The 21,127-nt window shown below is 49.1% G+C and carries 24 protein-coding genes; 10 read left to right on the forward strand and 14 right to left on the reverse strand.

The genetic code is table 11. The features are described 5' to 3' along the window. Genes rplV through rpsJ form a run of 7 tightly spaced genes read right to left on the reverse strand, consistent with a single transcriptional unit; the run spans nt 1 to nt 3,286 of the window. Nucleotides 1–330: a 50S ribosomal protein L22 gene (rplV, locus tag WS_RS08060; RefSeq protein ID WP_011139521.1), complete on the reverse strand. Its 330-nt coding sequence runs from the start codon at nt 328–330 to the stop codon at nt 1–3. Nucleotides 331–342: 12 nt separating this feature from the next. Then, nucleotides 343–624 carry a 30S ribosomal protein S19 gene (gene rpsS, locus WS_RS08065; RefSeq protein WP_011139522.1) on the reverse strand — a complete coding sequence of 94 codons (282 nt, stop codon included), beginning with the start codon at nt 622–624 and terminating at the stop codon, nt 343–345. 14 nt (nt 625–638) lie between these two features. Next, a complete protein-coding gene (rplB, locus tag WS_RS08070; protein ID WP_011139523.1) occupies nt 639–1,466 on the reverse strand; it encodes a 50S ribosomal protein L2 in 828 nt (275 codons plus the stop codon). A 13-nt stretch (nt 1,467–1,479) separates the two neighbouring features. Continuing rightward, the gene (locus WS_RS08075; protein WP_011139524.1) at nt 1,480–1,761 is read right to left on the reverse strand and encodes a 50S ribosomal protein L23; all 282 of its coding nucleotides are present in this window, start codon (nt 1,759–1,761) and stop codon (nt 1,480–1,482) included. A gap of 2 nt (nt 1,762–1,763) precedes the next feature. After that, entirely contained in the window at nt 1,764–2,378 is a 615-nt protein-coding gene (gene rplD / locus WS_RS08080) for a 50S ribosomal protein L4 (RefSeq protein ID WP_011139525.1), read from the reverse strand. After that, nucleotides 2,375–2,953, reverse strand: coding sequence for a 50S ribosomal protein L3 (gene rplC / locus WS_RS08085; RefSeq protein ID WP_011139526.1), 579 nt, complete (start codon nt 2,951–2,953; stop codon nt 2,375–2,377). Before rplC ends, rplD begins: the two co-directional genes overlap by 4 nt. Before the next feature lie 21 nt (nt 2,954–2,974). Further along, on the reverse strand, nt 2,975–3,286 hold the full coding sequence (gene rpsJ, locus WS_RS08090) for a 30S ribosomal protein S10 (RefSeq protein WP_041571874.1): 312 nt from the start codon (nt 3,284–3,286) through the stop codon (nt 2,975–2,977). A 171-nt stretch (nt 3,287–3,457) separates the two neighbouring features. Here rpsJ and WS_RS08095 point away from each other — a divergent pair, with 171 nt between their 5' ends. Together WS_RS08095 and WS_RS08100 are read left to right on the forward strand one after the other, a co-directional pair. Next, complete coding sequence (locus WS_RS08095; protein WP_011139527.1) at nt 3,458–4,528, forward strand: ATP-binding protein; 1,071 nt, start codon at nt 3,458–3,460, stop codon at nt 4,526–4,528. Beyond that, the gene (locus tag WS_RS08100; protein ID WP_011139528.1) at nt 4,525–5,076 is read left to right on the forward strand and encodes a ribonuclease HII; all 552 of its coding nucleotides are present in this window, start codon (nt 4,525–4,527) and stop codon (nt 5,074–5,076) included. The genes WS_RS08095 and WS_RS08100 overlap by 4 nt, the downstream gene beginning before the upstream one ends. Here the strand turns inward: WS_RS08100 and WS_RS08105 are convergent. From WS_RS08105 to WS_RS08120, 4 genes are all read right to left on the reverse strand, one after another. After that, entirely contained in the window at nt 5,063–6,634 is a 1,572-nt protein-coding gene (locus tag WS_RS08105; protein WP_011139529.1) for a hypothetical protein, read from the reverse strand. The genes WS_RS08100 and WS_RS08105 overlap by 14 nt on opposite strands. An 86-nt stretch (nt 6,635–6,720) precedes the next feature. Then, nucleotides 6,721–6,948 (reverse strand): DUF2798 domain-containing protein, encoded by a 228-nt coding sequence (locus tag WS_RS08110; protein WP_041571875.1) that lies wholly within the window; start codon nt 6,946–6,948, stop codon nt 6,721–6,723. 12 nt (nt 6,949–6,960) lie between these two features. Further along, nucleotides 6,961–8,001 (reverse strand): radical SAM family heme chaperone HemW, encoded by a 1,041-nt coding sequence (gene hemW / locus WS_RS08115; RefSeq protein WP_011139531.1) that lies wholly within the window; start codon nt 7,999–8,001, stop codon nt 6,961–6,963. Nucleotides 8,002–8,041: 40 nt separating this feature from the next. After that, the gene (locus WS_RS08120) at nt 8,042–9,181 is read right to left on the reverse strand and encodes a glycosyltransferase family 4 protein (RefSeq protein ID WP_011139532.1); all 1,140 of its coding nucleotides are present in this window, start codon (nt 9,179–9,181) and stop codon (nt 8,042–8,044) included. 99 nt (nt 9,182–9,280) lie between these two features. On the opposite strand from WS_RS08120, the gene WS_RS08125 reads away from it, so the two are divergent. Together WS_RS08125 and WS_RS08130 are read left to right on the forward strand one after the other, a co-directional pair. Further along, on the forward strand, nt 9,281–10,021 hold the full coding sequence (locus WS_RS08125) for a UDP-2,3-diacylglucosamine diphosphatase (RefSeq protein WP_011139533.1): 741 nt from the start codon (nt 9,281–9,283) through the stop codon (nt 10,019–10,021). A gap of 12 nt (nt 10,022–10,033) precedes the next feature. Next, nucleotides 10,034–10,807, forward strand: a complete 774-nt coding sequence (locus tag WS_RS08130) for an RMD1 family protein (protein ID WP_011139534.1) — start codon at nt 10,034–10,036, stop codon at nt 10,805–10,807. Here WS_RS08130 and WS_RS08135 read toward each other — a convergent pair. Then, entirely contained in the window at nt 10,804–11,853 is a 1,050-nt protein-coding gene (locus WS_RS08135; protein ID WP_011139535.1) for an HD domain-containing phosphohydrolase, read from the reverse strand. The genes WS_RS08130 and WS_RS08135 overlap by 4 nt on opposite strands. Then, on the reverse strand, nt 11,850–15,641 hold the full coding sequence (locus tag WS_RS08140) for a transporter substrate-binding domain-containing protein (protein WP_011139536.1): 3,792 nt from the start codon (nt 15,639–15,641) through the stop codon (nt 11,850–11,852). The genes WS_RS08135 and WS_RS08140 overlap by 4 nt, the downstream gene beginning before the upstream one ends. 148 nt (nt 15,642–15,789) lie before the next feature. Between WS_RS08140 and WS_RS08145 the strand changes: the two genes are divergently transcribed. From WS_RS08145 to WS_RS08170, 6 genes are read left to right on the forward strand one after another with little or no spacing between them, the layout of a single operon-like run. Next, a complete protein-coding gene (locus WS_RS08145; RefSeq protein WP_041571876.1) occupies nt 15,790–16,272 on the forward strand; it encodes an RNA pyrophosphohydrolase in 483 nt (160 codons plus the stop codon). Nucleotide 16,273: 1 nt separating this feature from the next. After that, the gene (locus tag WS_RS08150; RefSeq protein ID WP_011139538.1) at nt 16,274–17,479 is read left to right on the forward strand and encodes an aspartate kinase; all 1,206 of its coding nucleotides are present in this window, start codon (nt 16,274–16,276) and stop codon (nt 17,477–17,479) included. A 5-nt stretch (nt 17,480–17,484) separates the two neighbouring features. Further along, a complete protein-coding gene (locus WS_RS08155) occupies nt 17,485–18,033 on the forward strand; it encodes a HobA family DNA replication regulator (RefSeq protein WP_041571877.1) in 549 nt (182 codons plus the stop codon). Between the two features lie 2 nt (nt 18,034–18,035). Beyond that, entirely contained in the window at nt 18,036–18,668 is a 633-nt protein-coding gene (locus tag WS_RS08160; RefSeq protein ID WP_011139540.1) for a DNA polymerase III subunit delta', read from the forward strand. Beyond that, the gene (gene folP / locus WS_RS08165; protein WP_011139541.1) at nt 18,649–19,794 is read left to right on the forward strand and encodes a dihydropteroate synthase; all 1,146 of its coding nucleotides are present in this window, start codon (nt 18,649–18,651) and stop codon (nt 19,792–19,794) included. The genes WS_RS08160 and folP overlap by 20 nt, the downstream gene beginning before the upstream one ends. Next, nucleotides 19,795–20,784 carry a hypothetical protein gene (locus WS_RS08170; protein WP_011139542.1) on the forward strand — a complete coding sequence of 330 codons (990 nt, stop codon included), beginning with the start codon at nt 19,795–19,797 and terminating at the stop codon, nt 20,782–20,784. On the opposite strand, the gene WS_RS08175 is transcribed toward WS_RS08170, so the two are convergent. Next, nucleotides 20,781–21,020 carry a helix-turn-helix domain-containing protein gene (locus tag WS_RS08175; protein WP_011139543.1) on the reverse strand — a complete coding sequence of 80 codons (240 nt, stop codon included), beginning with the start codon at nt 21,018–21,020 and terminating at the stop codon, nt 20,781–20,783. The two genes, WS_RS08170 and WS_RS08175, sit on opposite strands and share 4 nt — an antisense overlap. Nucleotides 21,021–21,127 lie beyond the last annotated feature (107 nt).

The raw sequence follows: 21,127 nt of genomic DNA on the forward strand, positions 1-21,127 counted from the left end.
CTATTTATCCTTACTTTGTTCTACAACTTCCACGAAGACATGGGAAGTAGGTTTGCGAATAGGAGTGGCTCGGCCTCTAGCTCTAGGAGTGAATCTTCTCAAAACGGGACCTGCATCCACTCGGCAAGACTTAACCACCGCGTTTTCTGCGCCCATTCCGCCATTAGCTACGGCTGAAGCGATCACTTTAGAGATAACTTTGGCCGCTTTGTTGGGCATGAATTCCAAAGAGGCAATCGCCAATTCAGCGTTCATTCCTTGAACTTCGCGAGCAACAAGTCTAGCCTTTGTAGGTGAGAGTCGGATGTATCGTAATAGTGCTTTGCTCATTTTCTACTCTCCTTACTTACCGATCTTCTTCTGAACACTACCCTTGTGTCCTTTGAAGGTTCTTGTGGGGGCGAATTCACCCAATTTGTATCCCACGTGATTCTCAGTCACATAGACAGGAACAAATGCTCTGCCATTGTGAACATTGAGGGTAAGACCGATCATATCAGGCACAATCGTGCTTCGTCGTGACCAAGTCTTGATGGGCTTGTTGTCTTTGGTCTCTTTGCTTTTGAGCACTTTTTTCATCAAGTGGTCGTCGATAAATGGACCTTTTTTAATTGATCTAGCCATGCTACGCTATCCTCTTATTTTTTTCTTCTTGAAATGATGAGCTTGTCACTAGCTTTTTTCTTTCTAGTTTTAAAGCCCTTCGCTGGCATGCCCCAAGGAGATACAGGATGTCCACTGGAACCTGTTTTACCTTCACCACCACCATGGGGGTGATCAACAGGGTTCATGGCCGCACCACGAGTTTGAGGTCGAATACCGCGATGTCGATTTCGTCCTGCTTTACCAATAGAGATATTGGCGAAGTCCGCATTGCCGACTGTTCCGATGGTTGCCATGCACTCTTCAAGAATGTATCTCATCTCACCACTGGGCATACGAATGATGGTGTATTTACCTTCACGACCCATGATTTGAGCTGAAGCCCCCGCACTTCGAGCTAGCTGACCGCCTGCTCCAGGATGGAGTTCAATATTGTGGATGATGGTACCAATAGGGATGTTTTTAAGCTTCATCGCGTAACCTGTCTTAATGTCAAGTCCGCCCTCAGCTGAAATCACTAGATCACCTACAGCTAGGCCAGTAGGCTGAATAATGTATCGCTTCTCGCCATCTTTATAGGTGACAAGGGCGATTCGGCAGTTTCGGTAAGGATCGTATTCAATGGCGCTCACGGTTCCTTCGATGTTGAACTTGTTGCGCTTGAAGTCGATGATTCGATAGAGCTTCTTCGCTCCGCCCTCTTTGTGTCGGCTAGTGATTCGGCCGTTGTTGTTTCTTCCCGCTGTGACAGGAAGTTTCATCAAAAGGCTTCTCACACTGGGTTTGCTGGTGATGTCGCTAGAGCTTAGGCCTGTCATGAACCTTCGGCTGGGCGTATAGGGTTTATAGGTTTTAATTGCCATGTTTCTCTTCTCCTTATACCGCTAGCGATTCGATTTTAGCGCCCTCAGGGAGCTTCACGTAGAATTTTTTGAAAGAGGCTCGTTTGCCCTCTACACCACGGAATCGCTTGATTTTTCCTGCTTGTCGGAGCGAATTGACTCTCACGGGAGTGAAGCCAAAATACTCTTTAAAGACCTCTTTGAGTTGATTCTTGCTCACTTTAGGAGAGGTTTGCACGACTAGCACTCCGCTCTCTTGGATTTGAAGCGACTTCTCTGTGTACATAATGGATTTGATATCAGTAATATCCGCCATGATTAGCCCTCTTTTGTGATGTTTTCAAAGAGTGATTTCTCGATCACTACAGATCGGAAAGCCGCGACCAAGTAAGCATTGAGCTCGTTTGCATCGGCTAGATAGCACTCTTTAAGGTTGCGGAACGCCAAGAAAGTCTTCTCATCGCTGATTTGGGAAACAAATAGCGTGCTTCTTTCGTTGAGTGTTTTGAACATTGCATAAGCATCTTTAGTCTTGCCGCTGTCCACTTGGAGAGAATCGACAACATAAAGCTTGCCCTGCTCGGCTTTTTCCATGAGAGCGTATTGAAGCGCCAATTTCTTTTGCTTCTTGTTGACTTTGAGGTCATAGTTTCGGTTGTTGCTAGGTCCATGAGAAACGCCCCCGCCCACAAATACAGGAGAGGTGATGCTTCCAGCTCTAGCGCGACCGCCACCTTTTTGGCTCCAAGGCTTTTTGCCTCCGCCGCTCACTTCGCCTCGTTTTTTAGCTTTGGCGCTGTTAGCGCGCAAAGAAGCCAAATAAGACTTTACATATAGATAGAGGTTGTGAGAGTGGATCTCTTTAAATCGTTCAGGCAGAGCAACCTCGCCGTTTTTTTGTAGTTCGTTGTTTAGAATAATTGCCTTGCTCATTTCACTACCTTTATTCTTCCAAATGCACCGTTGAATCCGGGAATTGAGCCCTTAAGAACAAGAATCTTGTTCTCAGCATCAAAAGAGACAATCTCATTTTGAACGGTCACTTTTTCATTACCATATTGACCTGCCATCTTTTTGCCTGGCTGGACTCGACCTGGCCATTCTCGGTTACCGATAGAACCGGTTCGTCTTTTGAATCGGTGACCATGCGCCGCGGGACCGCCCGCAAAGTTCCATCGTTTCATAACGCCTGTAAAACCTCGACCTTTCGTTTGAAGGGAGACTTTAACACGCACAGCTTGCGCCAAAGGAGCTACATCTTGATCGCCCGCTTCGCCGTTAGCGACTTCCAATGTGGCAAATCGGTTAAACTCTTTGCTTAGATTGTATTTTTTTTGCTGACCCTCGATCGCTTTGTTGGCATCTTTGCCTTGAGCGTAAGCGACAAGCGCCTTGCCGTTTCCTAGAACTTCGCATACCTTGGCGTCTTTAACCTTGAGCAAGGTAACGGGTGTGCTGGGAACGGAGATTGTTCGGCTCATGCCGATTTTTTCTACTAGAAATTCCATATGCTATTCCTTCACCTATTCTTACTTGCCCATAGATCTGACTTCAACATCCACTTCGGGAGCCAAGTCGAGCTTCATGAGGCTGTCTACCGTTTCTGACGTCGCTGAGACAATATCGATAATTCGGCTATGAACGCGAATCTCAAACTGCTCTCGTGAATCTTTGTTGATGTGTGGAGATCGAAGAACGGTGTATCGTCTTTTCTTAGTGGGAAGGGGAACGGGACCTCGGATTTCTGATCCGGTTCGTTTAACTGCTTCTACGATAGAAACAACGGATCTATCGAGAACTCGGTGATCGTAAGCTTTGAGCTTAAGTCGAATTTTTTCCATTTGGTTTTCCTTAAAAGAACTCACCGAAAGGACTCCGGTGTATTTTTGGGGAGCGCAATTATACTCTATCCATCAAACTTCCGTCAATATAAAAAGTGCGTTTTTTGGGGATTTTGAGCGATTCTTATTGAAATTTATTTCCTTTTAAAAAGGAAAGGACTACTATTTTGCATGGAAATTTTAGAACGACTCTGGGAAAAGTCGAAAAACAGTCCCTCTTTTATGCCACGAAAGATCGCTCTAAACGACCCTAGAGCGATTCTGTGCGGCCCACCAAAGTCGGGAAAAAGCTCGCTGGCTAAAAGCTATCTCAAAGAGCATGAGCGCTCCCTCTATCTCAACCTCAAAGATCCGCGCGTGGAATCTTCTCTCTCCAGCATCACACAGCACCTCGCCCCTTTTTGCCAAAAAAATCAGATTCAAGCCTTGGCGATTGACAACTACACGCCTGGTTTCCCCTTGCCCAATGCGGAATCGATTCTTCTAGTGAGCGAAAAGAGAATCGAGGCGCGAGGCTATGCGCGATACTCTTTGCGAGGGCTCGATTTTGAGGAGTATTTGAGCTTTGATCGGCGCCACCAGAGCGTGCGCCACCTCTTCAACTCTTTTCTCAAAGATGGCTCTTTGCCTGAGATTTCACTCTGCGAAGATTCTAAAAAGAGTGAGCGCAAGCAGGAGATTTTGCGACTTTTATGCGCCAATGAGAGTGAATTTTTTATCCTTCAGGGACTCCTTTCGCACATGGGACACAAGGTGAGCGCCCATCAGCTCTACACCCACCTAAAAAAGCGAATCCAACTATCCAAAGACCGAATATATGCGGTTTTTCTCGATTATCAGGCGCGAGGGATTCTTCACCTCATCGAAAAATTTGAACAAAAAAGCGCGCCCAAAAAGCTCTTTTTCTGGGACTTCACGCTCGCTAATGCGCTTAGCTATGAGAGAAATTTTGGAGCGCTGATTGAGAATATGGTCTTTTTAGAGCTGCTCAAACAAACCGAAGAGATCGCCTACACCGACAAGGTCGATCTTCTCTTGCCAAGTCATGAGTTAGGCGTGCTTGTGGTGCCCTTCGCCACCCCTGAAAATGTCGAAACAAGGCTCGCTAAGATTCGTGAAGAGCGTGAATTTTTAGAATCATTTCTTATCATTAGCATGGGGCTTAATCACGAAGGAGAGAGCCTCGGCACTCCCTACACCGTGCTCCCCTTTTGGGAGTTTGCCCTTGGAGAGAAAGAGTGAGAATCTGTGGAATCGATGAGGCAGGAAGAGGCACGCTCGCAGGAAGTCTTTTTGTGGCGGGAGTGGTTTTGGAGATAGAGATCGAGGGGCTTAGAGATTCTAAAAAACTCTCCAAAAAGAATCGATTCAGACTTTATGATGAAATCGTCCAAAACGCTTCTTTTCATATCGTAGAATCAAGCGCCCAAAAGGTCGATTCCCTAGGGCTTGGAATCTGTCTTAGGGAGTCGATTCTAGAGATATGCACCCAAGTGAGTGCCGATTCTTATATCATGGATGGCAACACCTCATTTGGCGTCCAAGGAGTGGAAACGCTCATTAGGGGCGATTCCCTGCTCCCTTGTATCTCCGCGGCAAGTATCTTGGCCAAAGCCTCCAAAGACAGGGAGATGGAGCGACTGGATCGGCTCCATCCTGAGTATGGATTCGCCAAGCATTGTGGCTATGGCACCAAGGCGCACCTAGAGGCGATCTTGCACCTAGGCTACTCCCCTTTTCATCGCCAAAGCTTCAAGCTCAAACGCCTGCTCTACCCTACCCTTTTTTAAGAGTGGGGAGCAGACACTCTAACATCTTAGCCAACTTCTCCTCCCCTAGACTCTTCTTTAGCGTCAGGCAACGATGGGTTTTGAGTGATTCCTCTCTCGCATCGCCAAAGCCAAGCACCCAGCAAAAGATCTTGGCATCAGGGCTTGGGGTGTGCTGCTCGAAAAACTCCAACCACTCCTCTATCTTGATGGATCGAATCTCCATATCGACAAATGCCGCATGCACAGAGACGCTTTTGATATAGGGCATCGAATCGACTCCACGAGAAAAGGCATAGACAAGCACATCCTTCTGCGCGCCCAAAAGGCGGCGTTTGAGCATCATGGCAAACTCCGCATCCTCTGAGACCACCAAAAATTTGATCGTCTCTTTTGCCTCATACTCGCACAAATAGCGATAGAGCTCCTTGTCTTGGAGGCTAAGGCGACTCTTATCCAGAGGCTTGAGATAGTAGCGCAGAAAAGAGAAGGCGTTGAATCCCCCTTGGATTCCCTGATTGTAAAAGCTGGAGGCGATATTTTTAGAAGTCGATGCGTGCTCCCAAATCGTATAGTCCAACACATAGCCTAGATAGTCCAAAATGCGCCTCAGATAGAATCGCACCTTCTCTTTCTGCTCCCCAAAGTTATACGCCTCCATCAGCTCTTCAAAGTTGGCTTTTTCAAAGCGCTCCATCTGCACACCCAAAAGCTCCACACTCTTTTGTCTGAGCGCTAGCTCCCTTTGGCACGCCTCGCTCTCTTTGGCAAGGTGAGCCATCTTCTCCTCATAAGAGATTCGCATCTTGGGGTCGCTCACCGAAGCGGCGCGCTTCTTTAGGGTCTCCAAGTCAAAGGGGATTTTTTTCGCTCTTGCCTCCAATTGGCTCACTCGCTCTAGCTCTAGAGAAAAACGGCGCTTGGCCTGAAGATAGACGATCTGATGCTTTAAAAACATCTCCTCAAAGAGCGCTCTTGATTCGAGTCTAAAGACCCAATCCATTCCCTCTAGGAGGGCTTCGAGCTTGCGAATATCCTGCTCTGCTTCCAAAAAAGGCTCATACCCTATGGAGGGGTCAAGACTCAGGAGATGGGCTTTCGCCTTTTGCAAGAAGGGCTTGAGCTTGGCGTAGTCAACAAAGCGGTAAGAAGATTCGTTGGCAAAGAGCTCCTCGTAACGCGTGAGCATCTCCAGCTCCTCAGAGAAAAAGAGGTCAAAACAACGATCCATCGGGAGAGTGAGAGGGAGGGGTTTGGCGGGATCCAGCGTATGGATTCCTTGAAGAATCAGCGCCTCTTTCGCCTCATTTGAACGCTCTTCTAGCTTTTGATCATCAGCCGTCGCCCAAAAATCGTTCTCGCTGATAGGGTAGCTCTTTTTGAGCTGCTTGAAGCTCGATTCTTTACAGTCGGTCACCTTGCCGTGTTCATCTAGGCGAAAATCGACAAACATCTCCCGCTCAGGCAGACTCCGCCTATCATGCCAGCTCTGTTTGGTGAATTCAAAGACACGGCGATGCAAATTGGCGATAGTGCCCGTGCCAGTCATATCATTGTAATAGAGAATCCTTCCGTGCAAACCCTAGCCTCTCTTTCATGGTGCGCTAGGGAGATTATATATTGTTTTTGCCAGCAAAGTTCAATTCTAAAAATGGACCCAACTTTCTAATCCCTCATCAGCCTCTCTGTAAGCCTTTTGACGATAGGCACAACAAAAAGTGCAATAGGAAAAGCCACAATAAAAGCGCCGGGGAAAGCGACAGCCAGCCAGCGATAGAAAAAGTCCGAGACCAGCCCAATATTGAGCATCGTGATGACTCCCGACATAAAAAACGACATGATTAAAGACATCAAAAGGGCAAACACGGGCGAATGGAATCGTCTAGGGAACATTCAAATCCTTTGTTAAGATAGATAAAGGGCGATCTCATCGGCGAGAAAGAGATCATTGGCGAGGATTCTTCCCCGCTCCTCCCTCACCTTACCCCCTGATAAAAGCAGCTCAAGCTTAGAGCGATTCGCCTCATGGGGCGCGATCCCCACCTCCGATCTGAGCCCCAAAAAGAGCCTCTCTAGCCTCTTATCCTCGTGGCTTAATGGCTCTTCTTCTCGCCAAAGCGGCTCTTTGATGTAACGCTCTATCTCTTTGGCGGGATAGTAGCGCACTCCCCCTAGGCATCCTACCGCGCCCGCGCCCACCCCTATGTAATCCTTTGCCATCCAATAGCCAAGGTTGTGGGATGAGCGATAGCCTCTGGCGTAATTGCTCACCTCATATTGCACAAATCCATCTTCTCCTAGTCTCTCTCGCACCAAAGAGGCGTAGGATTCTCCCTCCATGCCTTTTTGACCTTTGGCGAAAAATCGACTCCCCTCCTCCAGCGTCAAACTATACGCCGAGAGGTGATCGATAGGGAGAGTGGAGGCTCTTTGGATCTCTTTGGAGAGGAGGGTTGGCGAATCAAGCGGAGTGTCATAGATAAGATCAATGCTGATGTGCTTGATTCTAGCCTTAAGGAGCGATTCCATGGCACGCTCAATCTCTCCCTCGCCATGATCACGCTCTAGCCATGCCAATTTCTTCCTCTCAAAGCTCTGCACCCCCAGACTTACACGATTCACCCCAAAGGAGTGCATCCTCTCTGCCCAAGAGGGGGTGAGCGAGCGGGGATTGGCCTCGATGGTGATCTCCGCCTCTTTGGAGAGATAGGGAGAGAATCGCTCAAAAAGTGGCTCAAAAAGATGGCTATCCAAAAGAGTGGGCGTCCCACCCCCAAAATAGACGCTCTCAATCCTCTCCTCTTTTAGCTTTGCTAGCTCCGATTTAAGCGCCACAAGGAGCGCTTGCATATAGGGAGCGTGCCAGCTAGAAGGAGCGCTTCTAGAATCAAAAGCGCAGTAGCCGCACTTGCTCGCACAAAAGGGGATATGAAAGTAGAGAAGCACGCTTGGATGACCTTTGGATGAGGATGAATCACTAGGGCGATTATACCAAGGGCACCTTTTGGTGCTCCTTGTAAAAACTCTCCCAGCTTCTCCTAATTCCTAGGCTAAGCATCGCACTCGCTCCCCTCTTCCCCCACTCTTCTCGCACCAAAGGCTCTTGGGCTAGATGGATAATCGCCTCTTTCCACGCCTTGTGATTCTTAGCGTCCAAGATATAGCCGCTTTGGGTCATAGAGACGATCTCCTTGGGCCCTCCCTCATCGCTCACCACCGCGGGCAATCCACTCGCACACGCCTCCATCACCGCCTGCCCCAAAGTGTCCGTGCGTGAAGGAAAGAGAAAAAAGTCGCTACTGGCATAGATCTTGGAGAGCTCCTCCCCTCCTTTAAATCCAAGATAGTGAATATCCAAATCTTCATCCGCCAACGCTCCGCTAAACTCTCCCTCGCCCACCACCACAAGCTCTAAAGGCTTGGCATAGTGCGCCTTGAGCTCCCTCCATGCCTCCAGCAAAAAGAGGAAATTCTTCTCCTTGTTGAGCCTCCCGACATAGAGCGCCTTGGGGGCATTCATGCACAATCCCCACTCTTTCCAGATCGTGCGATCCCGAAATCTTGGGCCAAAGCGCGTCAAATCGATTCCTGCTTGGATGACCCCCACCCTTGAAGGCTCTATCCTAAGCTCTTCAAAAAGCTCTCTAGAGTGAGTCATAGAGCGCAAAAGCAGACGCGAAAAAGGGGCATAAAACCAGCGCAAGCACCGAATCGAGAGGCGTTTTAAAAAAGAGCTTTGGGTGTTTTCCATGATATAGGCGGGAAAGTCGGTGTGGTAGGTGCCACAAAGGGGTTTGCCTAGCCTCTTGGCGATGATTCTCCCGCACAGCCCGACAAAGCCTGGCGTGGAGATATGGATGATGTCAGGATTAAGCTCTTTAGCGAGCGACCAAAAACGCCAAAAAGGGGGAATCGCCAAATCCAGCTCAGGATAAAAGGGCATCCTAAAGCGCCAAAAAGGCTTCTCGTTGTGAATATAGAGGGCGCTCTCGTAGCGCTTTTTGAGCGTAGAGCCAAAGATATGAAGCTCCCCTTGGCTCTCTTGCGCCTCTCTCCCCATGTCCGTCACAAAACGACTCACCCCATTGGCATCGCCTAGGGTGTCGGTGAAGAGTAAGATTCTCACAAGCGCTCTCCTTGGGACTATTTTTTGTAATGGTTTGCTCACCATTGTAGTGTAGGATGGCAAGCGAACTATTACAAAAACACCAAAGAGCCCCTCTGCATGAAATTCAAAGCTGTCTTCATCTCTGACACCCATCTCGGCACCAAAGATTCCAAAGCCTCTTTATTGCTTGAATTCATCAAAGAGATTGAAACCAAAGAGCTCTATCTTGTCGGTGATATTATCGATGGCTGGTCGCTCAAGCGCAAATGGATCTGGCTACAGCCCCACTCGGATGTGATTCAAAAGATACTCAAAGCCGCACGCAAAGGGGTGAGGGTCACCTATATCTTAGGGAATCATGATGAATTCATCCGTCCCTTTTTGCCTCTCGCGCTTGGAGATCATATCCGCGTGGTGGATGAAGCGACCTACAAAGCCAAAAACAAAAAGCGCTACAAAATCGTCCATGGCGATCTCTATGATTCCATCACCATGACCAAAAAGTGGTTGGCGATCCTAGGGGATAATGGCTATCAGTTCCTCCTGCGTCTTAATGATCCCATCAACACCCTCCGCCAGCGCTTAGGATTCCGCCGATACTGGTCTTTTAGCCAATTCATCAAAGACCATGTCAAGCAAGCCGTCGCCTACATCAGCGACTTTGAAAAGATTTTGGTGGCGCACGCAAGAGAAGAGAAGTTTGATGGTATCATTTGTGGACACATCCACAAAGCCGAGATTCGAGACATTGAGGGAATCACCTACATGAATTGTGGGGATTGGGTGGAATCGTGCACCGCTTTGGTGGAGACTCTAGAGGGAGAGTTCAAAATCATCCGCTGGCTGGATGAACGCTAAAAAGGACAAACCATGGAGAAAAAACCTCTACGCGCCTACTGCAACGCCACTCGATACGACTTCAACGCCCTAAGAGAGTTTCTGGAGAATCGCCATCGCGTGATGCTCGTTCGAGACTGCCTCCAAATCGAGCTCAAAGAGGGCCTAGTCTTTCTCTTTGAGTATGGCGGGGTGGTCTTTTGGGATTGCGACTACGAGACCCAAAAGGCGCTTCTTGATTCCATCGCCCCCTTTAGCGTGGGAATCTTAAGCGAGGTGGTGGTGGATGATTTTGAATATATCCTTGAGCCAGAGGCTTCAAGTCGCATCCATAACGACACGATTCGCCTAAGCGAAGAGACTCCTTTGCAAAAACTCGCCTTCTCGCATGGCATCATCCAATCCACCAAACTCGCCAGCTTTGAGAATCTCATCCAAAGCACTATTGATGAGACGCGCCACCTGCCTGAAAGCCTCGCTCAAAGCGGTAAGATTCTCTTAAGCCGCAGAGAGATTGCCAAGCTTCGCGGCAAGCTTTTTCTCGCCAAAGCCGACATTCACCTTCACTTTGAGCTCCTGGATACTCCAGAGTTTTTCTGGGAATACCCAACCCTAGAGCCCTATTATCAGGAGATTCGCCAATATCTAGATATTCCCTCTCGAATCGAAGTTTTGGGGCAGAAGCTAAGCGTCATTGAAGAGCTTCTCACCATGCTAGCTGACGAGCAGAATCACAAACACTCCGCCAATTTAGAGTGGATCATTATCATTCTCATCGCCATTGAGATTCTTCTCTATCTGCACTAATCGTCGCGGAAGGTTTCATATATCTCAATAAATCGCTCTTCCAGCTCCAAAAAGGTGTCAAACACCTGAGGGTCAAAGTGATTCCCGCGACCCGCCCTCATCACCTGCATCGCCCTCTCGTGCGACCAAGCCTCTTTATAGACGCGTTTGTTCACCAACGCATCATAGACATCCGCGAGCGCCATGATTCGAGCCGATAGAGGAATCGCCTCCCCCGCCAACCCTCTAGGGTAGCCGCTCCCATCAAATCTTTCATGGTGAGAGCCCGCGATCTCTAGAGCGCAAGAGAGGAATTCACACTCGCCCGCATTGTGGATGAGCTTGGCGATCGCCTGCTCCCCAATAAGGGTGTGGCGCTTCATCTCCTCAAACTCTTCAGGCGTCAGACTGGCGGGCTTTAAGAGGATGTGGTCGCGGATTCCCACCTTGCCAATATCATGCAAGGGCGCAGAGAGGAAGAGTGTCTGAATGTATTCAGGATTTAGAATCATCAAAAATTTTCCCTTCTCATAGAGGCGTTGTGCCAGCTCTCTTACATAGTGTTGCGTGCGCTTGATGTGCCCTCCCGTCTCAGGGTCTCGATACTCCGCCATCCCTCCTAGCGCCTCAATGACAGCATTTCTAAGCTTTTCCACCTCTTGAGTGCGCTCACTCACGAGTCTCTCTAGGTGGTTTTGGTATCGGCGAAGCTCTAAATGGGTGCGCACCCTAGCGAGCAGTTCCGCTCCACTAAAGGGCTTGGTCACATAGTCCACACCACCGCACTCAAACCCTCGAGCGATGTCCTTTGGGTCGATCTTGGCAGTGAGGTAGATGACGGGAATCGAAGCGGTCTCGGCGCTCTGCTTCAGGCGTATCACCGTCTCATAGCCATCCATCTCAGGCATCATCACATCCATAAGGATAAGATCGGGATGATGAATAAGGGCTCGCTCTAGGGCTTGCTTGCCACTAGTAGCGTAGATGAATTCGCATCCCAGGGGCTTGAGGTGATTCATCGCCACCTTGATGTTGTCCAAAATATCATCCACAATGAGAAGCTTCACTCTTTTTCTCCTTCCAAGAATCGCTCCATCCCCCTGAAGCGCTTCTCTAAAGTGTCAATCTCAAAGCCCTCAACCCACTCCAAAATCTCTTTGGAGAGCCCCTCTAGTGCGTCATTTCCCTCTTTGGCAAGCGCATGAAGATAGCTTGCGAAAGCCTTAGCCTCTTCTAGGCTTCCTTTGGTGAAATAGGAGCGAATGAGCTCAAGAAGAAACGTTTGATGCGTGCTAGAGAGCGAAGCGAGAACCGCCAGACTTGGCTTAACCTCCATGGAATCTTCTTGCGTCTCTACGGGCGTGAAATAGCGCAAAAGCAGGGCTTGAAGCGTTTGAAGTGGGAGTGGCTTTTGCCAAATCTCATCAAAGAGGTCTTGATGCGCCTCCATCTTGCCCTTTTCGATCAGCGAAGCGGTGAGGGCGACTATAGGAGTGGAGCGAAGCGCTTTGAGCTTTCGCATCTCCTTGGTCGCCTCAAAGCCATCCATTTTGGGCATCCTCAAATCCATCAAAATCAGCTTTGGTTCCAAATTTTGTGCGATCTCCACCGCCTCCTCTCCATCTTTAGCGGTGGCGACTTGGAGCCCAAATGCCTCCAATAGGGCGGAGGTGAGCTCTAGATTCTCCTCCACATCATCCACCACGAGCACCCACTCAGACCCAAAGCGATAAGAGGGAGAGATGCGCTCCAAGGGTTGATCCACCACGCCCGCGATCACCCCTTGGAGAGAGACGATGAATTCGCTTCCCAAGCCCTCTTGGCTCACCAGCGAAATCTCGCCATCCATGAGTCTAGCGAGGCGCTGGCAGATAGCAAGCCCTAGACCTGTTCCGCCATAGAGGCGGTTGTCTTGTCCGCTCTGCTGCTCAAACGCTTCAAAGATTTTATTTGAATCGGCTTGAGCGATTCCAATCCCGCTATCTTTGATACGCAAAACAAGCTCGATTCCTCCCTCGCTCTCCCTCTCTCCCCGCTCCACAGAGATGCGGACATAGCCCTTGTGGGTGAATTTGATCGCATTGCCCACAAGATTAAAGAGAATCTGTCGCACCCTCGTCCCATCAATCACCAAAATCTTTGGCAAGCGTTCATCAATCACTAGATCGAGATCGAGATTCTTCTCCTTGGCCTTCATTAAAAAGAGTCCATACACCTCTCTCACAAGCGCTTCTAGCTCCACGGGATGCTTTTGGATAAGCATCTTGCCCGCCTCCACCCTAGAGAGATCCAAGATGTCATTAATAATATCCATGAGCACCTTGCCCGATTTGAGGATATTCTCTGCATAGCGCTGCTCTTTGATTCCCAAAGAGGAGTGCTGGAGAATCTCAGCAAATCCAAGAATAGAGTTGAGCGGTGTTCGAATCTCATGACTCATATTAGAGAGAAATTCGCTCTTAGCCCTATTGGCGCTCTCGGCCAGCTCTTTGGCTTTCAGCAACTCCGCCTCAACCTCCCTGCGACGACGCACCTCACGACTTAGATTTCGATTGACAAAAAGCATAAACAAGACAAACAAGAGCGCAATGCTTAAAATCTGAACGATCATCTTCCAATTGGTCTTAGGAGCGATATCAAACTTTGACCAGCGATTATAGATCTCTTGCTTCTCCTTCTCAGGAATCGCCGCAATCGCTTTATCAATCAGGCTAGCCAGCTCAGGATGCTCCTTGTAAAAGCCAAAAGTGAGGCTAAAATCCTGATCGATTCTCCCCAAAAGCTTGGCTCCTGAGTAGCCCTCTTGGGCGATGATATAGTTGATCGTGGGAAGATTCTCCAAGAAAAAATCGATGCGCCTATCCACGAGCGCCTTCATTCCCTCTTTGGCATTAGCATAGGTCATCACCTCTATCTCTACGCCAGAACGCCTCAAAAGCTCCTCAGTGTAGTATCCCTTCACTACACCCACCTTAGAGCGCTTAAGCGCAGAGAGATTTTCGATGAATCCTCGACGCTCATCATGTCCCACGATCACTAGCGGGAAACTAAGGTAGGGGGCGCTAAAGAGGAATCGATTCTCTCGAGCAGGAGTTCTTATGATGGTGGAGAGCATATCCAATCTTCCCTCCTCCAAATCCTTCATGAGCCTTGGCCAATCTTTGCCCGATTCAAGCTCCAGCTTCACCCCCAAAAGCTTTTGGACTTTAGCCAGCATCTCAGGTGCCACGCCTAGGTGTTTTCCACTCTCTGGATCGATCCACTCAAACGGAGGAAAATCCCTCTCCGCTCCGATTTTAATGACGGGATGCTCTTCTAGCCACTGCCGCTCTTGGGGCGTAATATCCAGCTCTTCTGTCTCCAATATCCCAATATGTCGGGTCAAAATCCCCTGCATCTCCCCCGAACTCTCCATCTCTAGCAAGGCGCGATCAATCATTCCTTTGAGGGGCGATAGCGATTCGTGGACGAGGAAGTCACCTCGATAGTTTTCTGGCAAAAGACGGAAAAACTCCACCTCCCTAAGCCCCATCTGCTGCGATAGAGCCAGCACGGGATAGTAGGCGTCCACGAAAAGGTCAGCCTCTTTGGAGAGAAGAAGGCTAAACGCCTCTTGATAATCTTTGGCAAAAAGAAAATGGTTATCCTCGTGAATACTGGGTAAAGAAGAGGGAAGAACCCCCTCAAGAAAGACGATACGGCGCCCCTTGAGGGCAAAAACCCTCTCTAGGCGCTTGAGATTCTCTTTGAGGGCAAAAGAGGCGAGAGGAATGCGTGTGTAGGGAAGAGTGTGCAGATAGTCCTGAGGCTTGACTTTACAATCCAAAACATCCACCAAGGTGGCCACCTTGGCCTTGCTTAGGCAGAGCTCTTCGGTGAGTTTAGCGTAGGGGAGCAGCTTAGGAGAGAGCTTCACGCCCATTTTTTGACTGAGCGCTTCTAGCACCTCAGGGAGGATTCCTCTCGCCCTGCCCTCGCCATCCATCCACGAGTAGGGCGGCAGATTTCCATCGCCCAAAACAGTGATTTCAGGAAAACGCTCGGCAAACTCCTCCTCAGCTCGAGTGAGCGCCAAACGCTTCTCAAATCCCCCGACCCCTTCATAGACCCAGCGAAAAAAGATTCCCTCGATTTCAGAGGTGGGAATCTTGGCCACGCTTTTATTGAGAATTGAAAAAAGAATCTCTTGATCTTTTTTGACCCCAATAGAGAAAGTTTGGGGCGATTCTTTGAAAATGCAGGCAAGCTGAACCTGTGAGACTCCCCACTGTTTGAGCTGATAGACTCCCGCTTGCATATGGTCAAGGTAGAGATCCGCTTCATCGCGCATGATCCCCTCCATCGCCTCAATGAAACTGCCATAGGCGATCGTCTCTGCCTCTCCCTTGAGCGCTTCTTGAAGAATCGAATGCGCCGCAAAATCCTTCAAAACAGCGATTCTTTTGCCCCTTAACTCCCTCATGCTCGTACAGGTTTGGGAGGTCTTTGAAAAAAGCGCGTAGGGGAAAGAGTGGAGGGGGTGGGTGAAACGAAGGCTCTTTTCGCGTTCCGTACTCGGCTGTCCGATAAAGCCCTCAATCTCGCCCGATTGGCTTTTGGCCACCACTTCGCCGATAGGAAGATAGGCCGCCTCAATCTTAAAAGGGGTGTACCGACCCAAAAGAGCGACAATATCAGGAAGGATTCCCACCTGAGTCTCTTTATGTTTAAAGCTCATGGGCGGGTGATTATCAATCACTCCCAGAGTGATAGAGGGATGAGCGGCGATATATTCGCGCTCCCTCGCACTCCACCCATCCGCTCCCCACGCAAGCAAAGGAAGGAGCCAAAAGAAGATTATCCATTGGTATTTCATGGCTCAGCCTCCCGCTTCTTAGATGAGTGACTCCAAGTTTTCAATGATAACATAACTTCATCTCCGCCAATCAACTCTTTTTAAATCGTTTTTTCTTATGATTAAAGGACAGAATCTATACTTTTTTGGAAGCGACCCTAAAGCAAACATGAGCGAACCCAAACAGACCAAACGCCACTATCGACCCAATGTCGCCGCCATCATCCTCTCCTCGAAGTACCCTCACGCGTGCGAAATATTCATCGCCTGTCGCAACGACATCAAAGACGCGTGGCAGTTCCCCCAAGGGGGAATCGATTCAAACGAATCGCCCAAAGAGGCGCTGCTTCGAGAGCTAGAGGAGGAGATCGGCACCAAAGAGGTCGATATTGTGGCGGAACACCCTGAGTGGGTGAGCTATGATTTTCCTGAAACAGTCGCGCCCAAGATGTATCCTTATGACGGACAGACTCAAAAATATTTTCTTGTTCGGCTAAGGCATGATTCTCTTGTCAACCTCAACACCCAAGAGCCTGAATTTAGCGACTATAAATTCGTCTCCTACGAGAATATTTTCCATCACATCACCTACTTTAAAAGACCCATTTATAAGCAGGTGCTCGAATACTTCAAGAAAAAGGGATACCTCTAAGATGTTAATCGTGCAAAAATACGGCGGAACCAGTGTCGGTGATCTCGATCGAATCCAAAATGTCGCCAACAAGGTCGCCAAAACCAAAAAAGAGGGTCATCGGCTCGTGGTGGTGGTCTCAGCCATGAGCGGAGAGACCGACAAACTCCTAGGATACGCCAAGCACTTCAGCCAGATTCCTGATCCTAGGGAGCTGGATATGATTCTAAGCTCTGGCGAGCGCGTCACTAGCGCTCTTTTGGCATTAGCGCTTCAAGCAATGGGCTTTAAGTCCATCTCGCTAAGCGGACGAGGCGCGGGAATGATCACGGACAAAAGCCACAGCAAAGCCCGAATCGATCACATCGACACCGCGAGAATCGATTCCCTCTTAGAGGATGACACCATTGTAGTGGTCGCAGGCTTTCAAGGAATCACTCCCGATGGCGAGGTGACCACCCTAGGGCGCGGGGGAAGCGACCTGAGCGCCGTAGCCCTTGCAGGTGCCCTCAAGGCCGACCTATGCGAAATCTACACCGATGTCGAAGGAGTCTACACTACCGATCCAAGAATCGAACCCAAAGCCAAAAAGATCGACAAGATCAGCTACGATGAGATGCTAGAGCTCGCGAGCATGGGAGCCAAAGTCCTCCTCAACCGCTCTGTAGAGCTCGCCAAAAAACTCAATGTCAACCTCATCACCAAAAGCTCTTTTAGCGACAATCCCGGAACCCTCATTACAAAGGAAGAAGAAATCATGGAAAACCCCGTAGTCAGCGGAATCGCTCTAGATAAAAATCAAGCTCGCGTGAGCATCACCAACGTCCAAGACAGACCTGGAATCGCCGCTGAAATTTTTGGCGCACTGGCTGAGGCTAATATCAATGTCGATATGATCGTTCAAACCATCGGTTACGATTCTCTCACTGATATGGATTTCACCATCCCTAAAACCGAGCTAGAGAGCGCCAAGCTCGTGCTCAAACGCTTTGAAGGAAGCGTCGGAGGAATCGAGTTTGACGACAACATCGCCAAAGTCTCCATCGTAGGCGTGGGCATGAAGTCTCACACAGGCGTGGCGAGTAAGGCTTTCAAAGCCTTAGCTCAGGACAACATCAACATCATGATGATCAGCACCAGCGAGATCAAAATCTCCATGATCATCAACCTCAAATACGCCGAGCTCTCCGTCCGCACGCTTCACGCCACCTACGAGCTAGACAAGTAGGCTTGATGCAAGACCTGCTCAAATGGACTATTGAGACCATCCGCAATGATGAGAGCATGATGAGCTGGCTAGAGGAGCGCAAGTTTGAGTGGGTTCCTCTAGCAGCCAACACTATCCGTCACCTCTTGGAGGGATACAGTGTCATCGTCATGACCGATAGCGAGCGGAGCTGGTTTGGGAGCTACATCGGCGCCTCTATCAACAAGCCTCAAAAAAATCGCCCCTTCCTCCCCATCTACAACATCAAATCGATCTATCCCCATGTGGAGTACATCAAAAACGAAGAGGATGGGGCGCTCATCAACGATATGCTCTCCATCTCCTTCAAAGATCAATACATCTTTTGGTATATCGGAAAGAGTGAAGATCGGCGTGCCAAGCTCGCCTTTAGCAAGGATGATAGCTTCAACTGGATTTTGGATGAGGGGATGCAAAATAGCTTCGTGCTTAGCTCCAGCGATGATCTTTTGGATATGAGACTTTTCCAACTCTATCGAATCTTTGACAAGACCCTCTCCGCCGCGCTCTTTGGTCACGTCTCTCTGGATATCTAGGCATGGAGCGCCCAAGCGGATACATCCTCCTCACCTCCAATCTAGCCGCTTCTATCGAGGAGCTAGGGGCTGGAGGATCCAATGAACATCAAAAGCTCTTTTTCAAAGAGGAGTTTTTAATCGATGACAGCAAAGAGGTGATCGCCCAAGCCTACATTGCCTCCAAGGAGCCTGTGAGAGTGATCATCGCCGCGCAAAACTACAACCTCTACGCCCAAAATGCTCTTTTGAAGATCTTAGAAGAGCCTCCCAAGCACATCTCATTTATTTTGCTAGCGACCTCCAAATCTTCGCTCCTTCCCACGATTCGCTCGCGCCTCCCCATCATCGATCATCGAGAGCCTCTCTCTCAAAACCCTTTCCCCCTAGCGCTCTCCTCGCTCTCACTCAAAGAGGTCTATGGATTTCTCAAAGAGCTCACCCGCGAAAACCCCTCCAAAGAGGAGACCAAAAGGCTCATCGAATCGCTTCTTTTTGCCTGCAAAGAAGAATCGCTCCCCTTGCGCGCCCAAGATTTAGAGCTTTTTGGACGAGCGATCGTGCTGGCTGAGCAATTTGAGCGTCCCGCGCATATTTTTTTACCCCTTCTACTTCTTCTTTTACAAAGGAAAAAGAGTGTTCGTCCAAAAAATTGATCCTGCCAACCTCACCGCCTATCTCACCGCCCTCCACTCCGACAAAGGCGGAATCCACATCATGGCCAAAAAAGGCGAGCAGTTCTTCTTCAAAATCTATCGCCTCAAAACTCAAGCCGCCCTCATCCTCAAACAGGATTGTCTCTCGCTTGGGGCAGAATTCGCCACCCCCAAAGAGGCGATTCTCTTTAAAGAGCCCTATCAAGATGGCATCCTCATCGCCAACCAAAAACATCTAGAGCTTCTCATTAAAAAGTGCCAAACTCAACCCTTTGGACTCAAAGAGCTCGCCCAAACCCTCAAAAGCTATCTCAAAACCCCCTCTCAGCCCCTCCAGCTTATGGGAATCATCAACGCCAACGAAGATAGCTTCTATGACAAGAGTCGATTCCTCGGAGAAAATGCTCTTTGGCGCATCGAAGAGATGATCAAGGAAGGGGCTCACATCATTGATATTGGCGCAGCCTCCACGCGTCCGGGGAGTGATTGGGTGAGCGAAGAGGAGGAGCTAAAACGCATCCGACCCATCGCCAAAGCGATTCAAGAATCGCGTCTCTTTGAGCGGGTGAAATTCAGTATCGACACCTACAATCCTAGCGTCGCAGAGCTCTGTTTGGATTGTGGATTTAGCCTCATCAATGACATCACCGCGCTCAAAAATCCTCGCATGGTGAGCCTCGCCAAAGAGCGGCAGTGCGAGGTAGTGATCATGCATATGCAAGGAGAATCTCCTCGATTGATGCAGCAAAATCCCCACTACGAAAATGTGATCGAGACGGTCGATCGATTCTTTGTCGAGCGAATCGAAACCCTCCACGAATCGGGAGTGACTCAAATCACGCTAGATGTGGGAATTGGCTTTGGCAAGAGCGTGGAGCACAATCTCAAACTCATCCGCCACCTCTCTCACTTCAAGCGCTTTGGTCTGCCGCTCCTTGTAGGGGCAAGCCGCAAATCTCTCATTCACGCCCTCTCCCCCTCAATGACTGAGGAGCGCCTCCCTGGCACTCTCATCCTCCACGCCGAAGCCCACAAGGCGGGAGCAAGCCTCATACGATGCCACGATGTCAAAGAACACGCCCAAGCCTTCAAAATCCTGCAAGCCCTAGAATCGACTGAGGCGTAGATGAATCTCAATCGCGAGGAACTCATCGAACAGCTCATCCACCACGGTCACTCCATGAATGAGCTTCAAAGCATGCAGAGCGAAGCACTCAAGGACCTCTTCACTCGCGAGACGATGGAGCTCATCCGCCTCTTTCCCTCCTATCTCAAAGAAGAAGAAGAGGAGGAGAATCCCTCCCTTCCCTCCCCTCTGGACGGAATCGCGCCACTTTCACTGAAAGAGTTTTGGCAGAAAATCAAAGAGAACTCCAAGAATCCCGACTCGCTCTATCTCGTGCTTGATGAACTAGTGCACACCCACGACTACCAAGACATCCTTGAACTACTCGCCAATCACACCACCGACCAACTCTACAAGCGCCTAGCGCGGATGGTCAAAATCAAATATCGAGAGTATCAAGAGTGGCTCCTTGATGATATACAGAGGCACTATCGCGAGCTCCCCCCCGAAGAGCTTGCTGTGCAAATGCACGAATATGAGCGCCAACGAGAGAATATTCATCGACTCAAAACCGTCCTCCTCACACTCAAGAATCCCCATCGAAAAGAGCAGATCATTCACCTCGCCAAGATGAAAAATGACCTCTTGAAGCAGTATCGACGCGATGAAATCGAGGGCTACTATAGAGAGTTTTATGAAAATAGCGAAGAGAAAAAAGGAATCATCACTAAAATCATGAAAGTGACCAACGCCTACACCGCTGAAAAGCTCAAAACCATGAAAGTGGAGGAGCTGGAGGAGATGTATGCGATCTTGCTTGAAACGATGGCTCAAGAGCGCCGAGAAAGGGCGAAACTCAAGCACTTCTTGAAGCTCTTTGAGGAGAGCATCTATCAAGATAGCGAAGAGGTTTTTGATAACCTATGCCACCATGCGCTAGTCGAGCTAAGCGATGAGCAGATGCGCAAGGTTGTGGAGTTCATGGAGGGAATGAACTCCCTCTTTGCCCAAAAACTCAAAAACCTCCTCAAAGAGGTCTCTAGGCGCTAGATTCTCCTCCCCTCTTCCACAAAGTGACAAATCCCCATCTCTTGGAACTGCTGTTTTAGCTCTCTAAAACGTCGAGAATCGATATAGAGCTCTAGCCAGCTCTCTACCCATCGGGGTATATTTTTGCTGCACCCCCAATTGCTCACGGTCTGCTGAGAGAGTCCCACAATCTGCGCAAACTCTTTTTTTGACAATCCCGCCTGCTTTAGCATCACTTTCAAATCTCGGCTTTCCATAAGCGACCTTGGAGCAAAAGCCGTTCCAATATTTTTCTTAAAATATACTCTTTTTAGTATTTTTATGACATAATACTTACTCTAATGGGTATTTATTAATTCATATT

This window comes from Wolinella succinogenes DSM 1740, assembly GCF_000196135.1.
GTDB lineage: Bacteria > Campylobacterota > Campylobacteria > Campylobacterales > Helicobacteraceae > Wolinella > Wolinella succinogenes.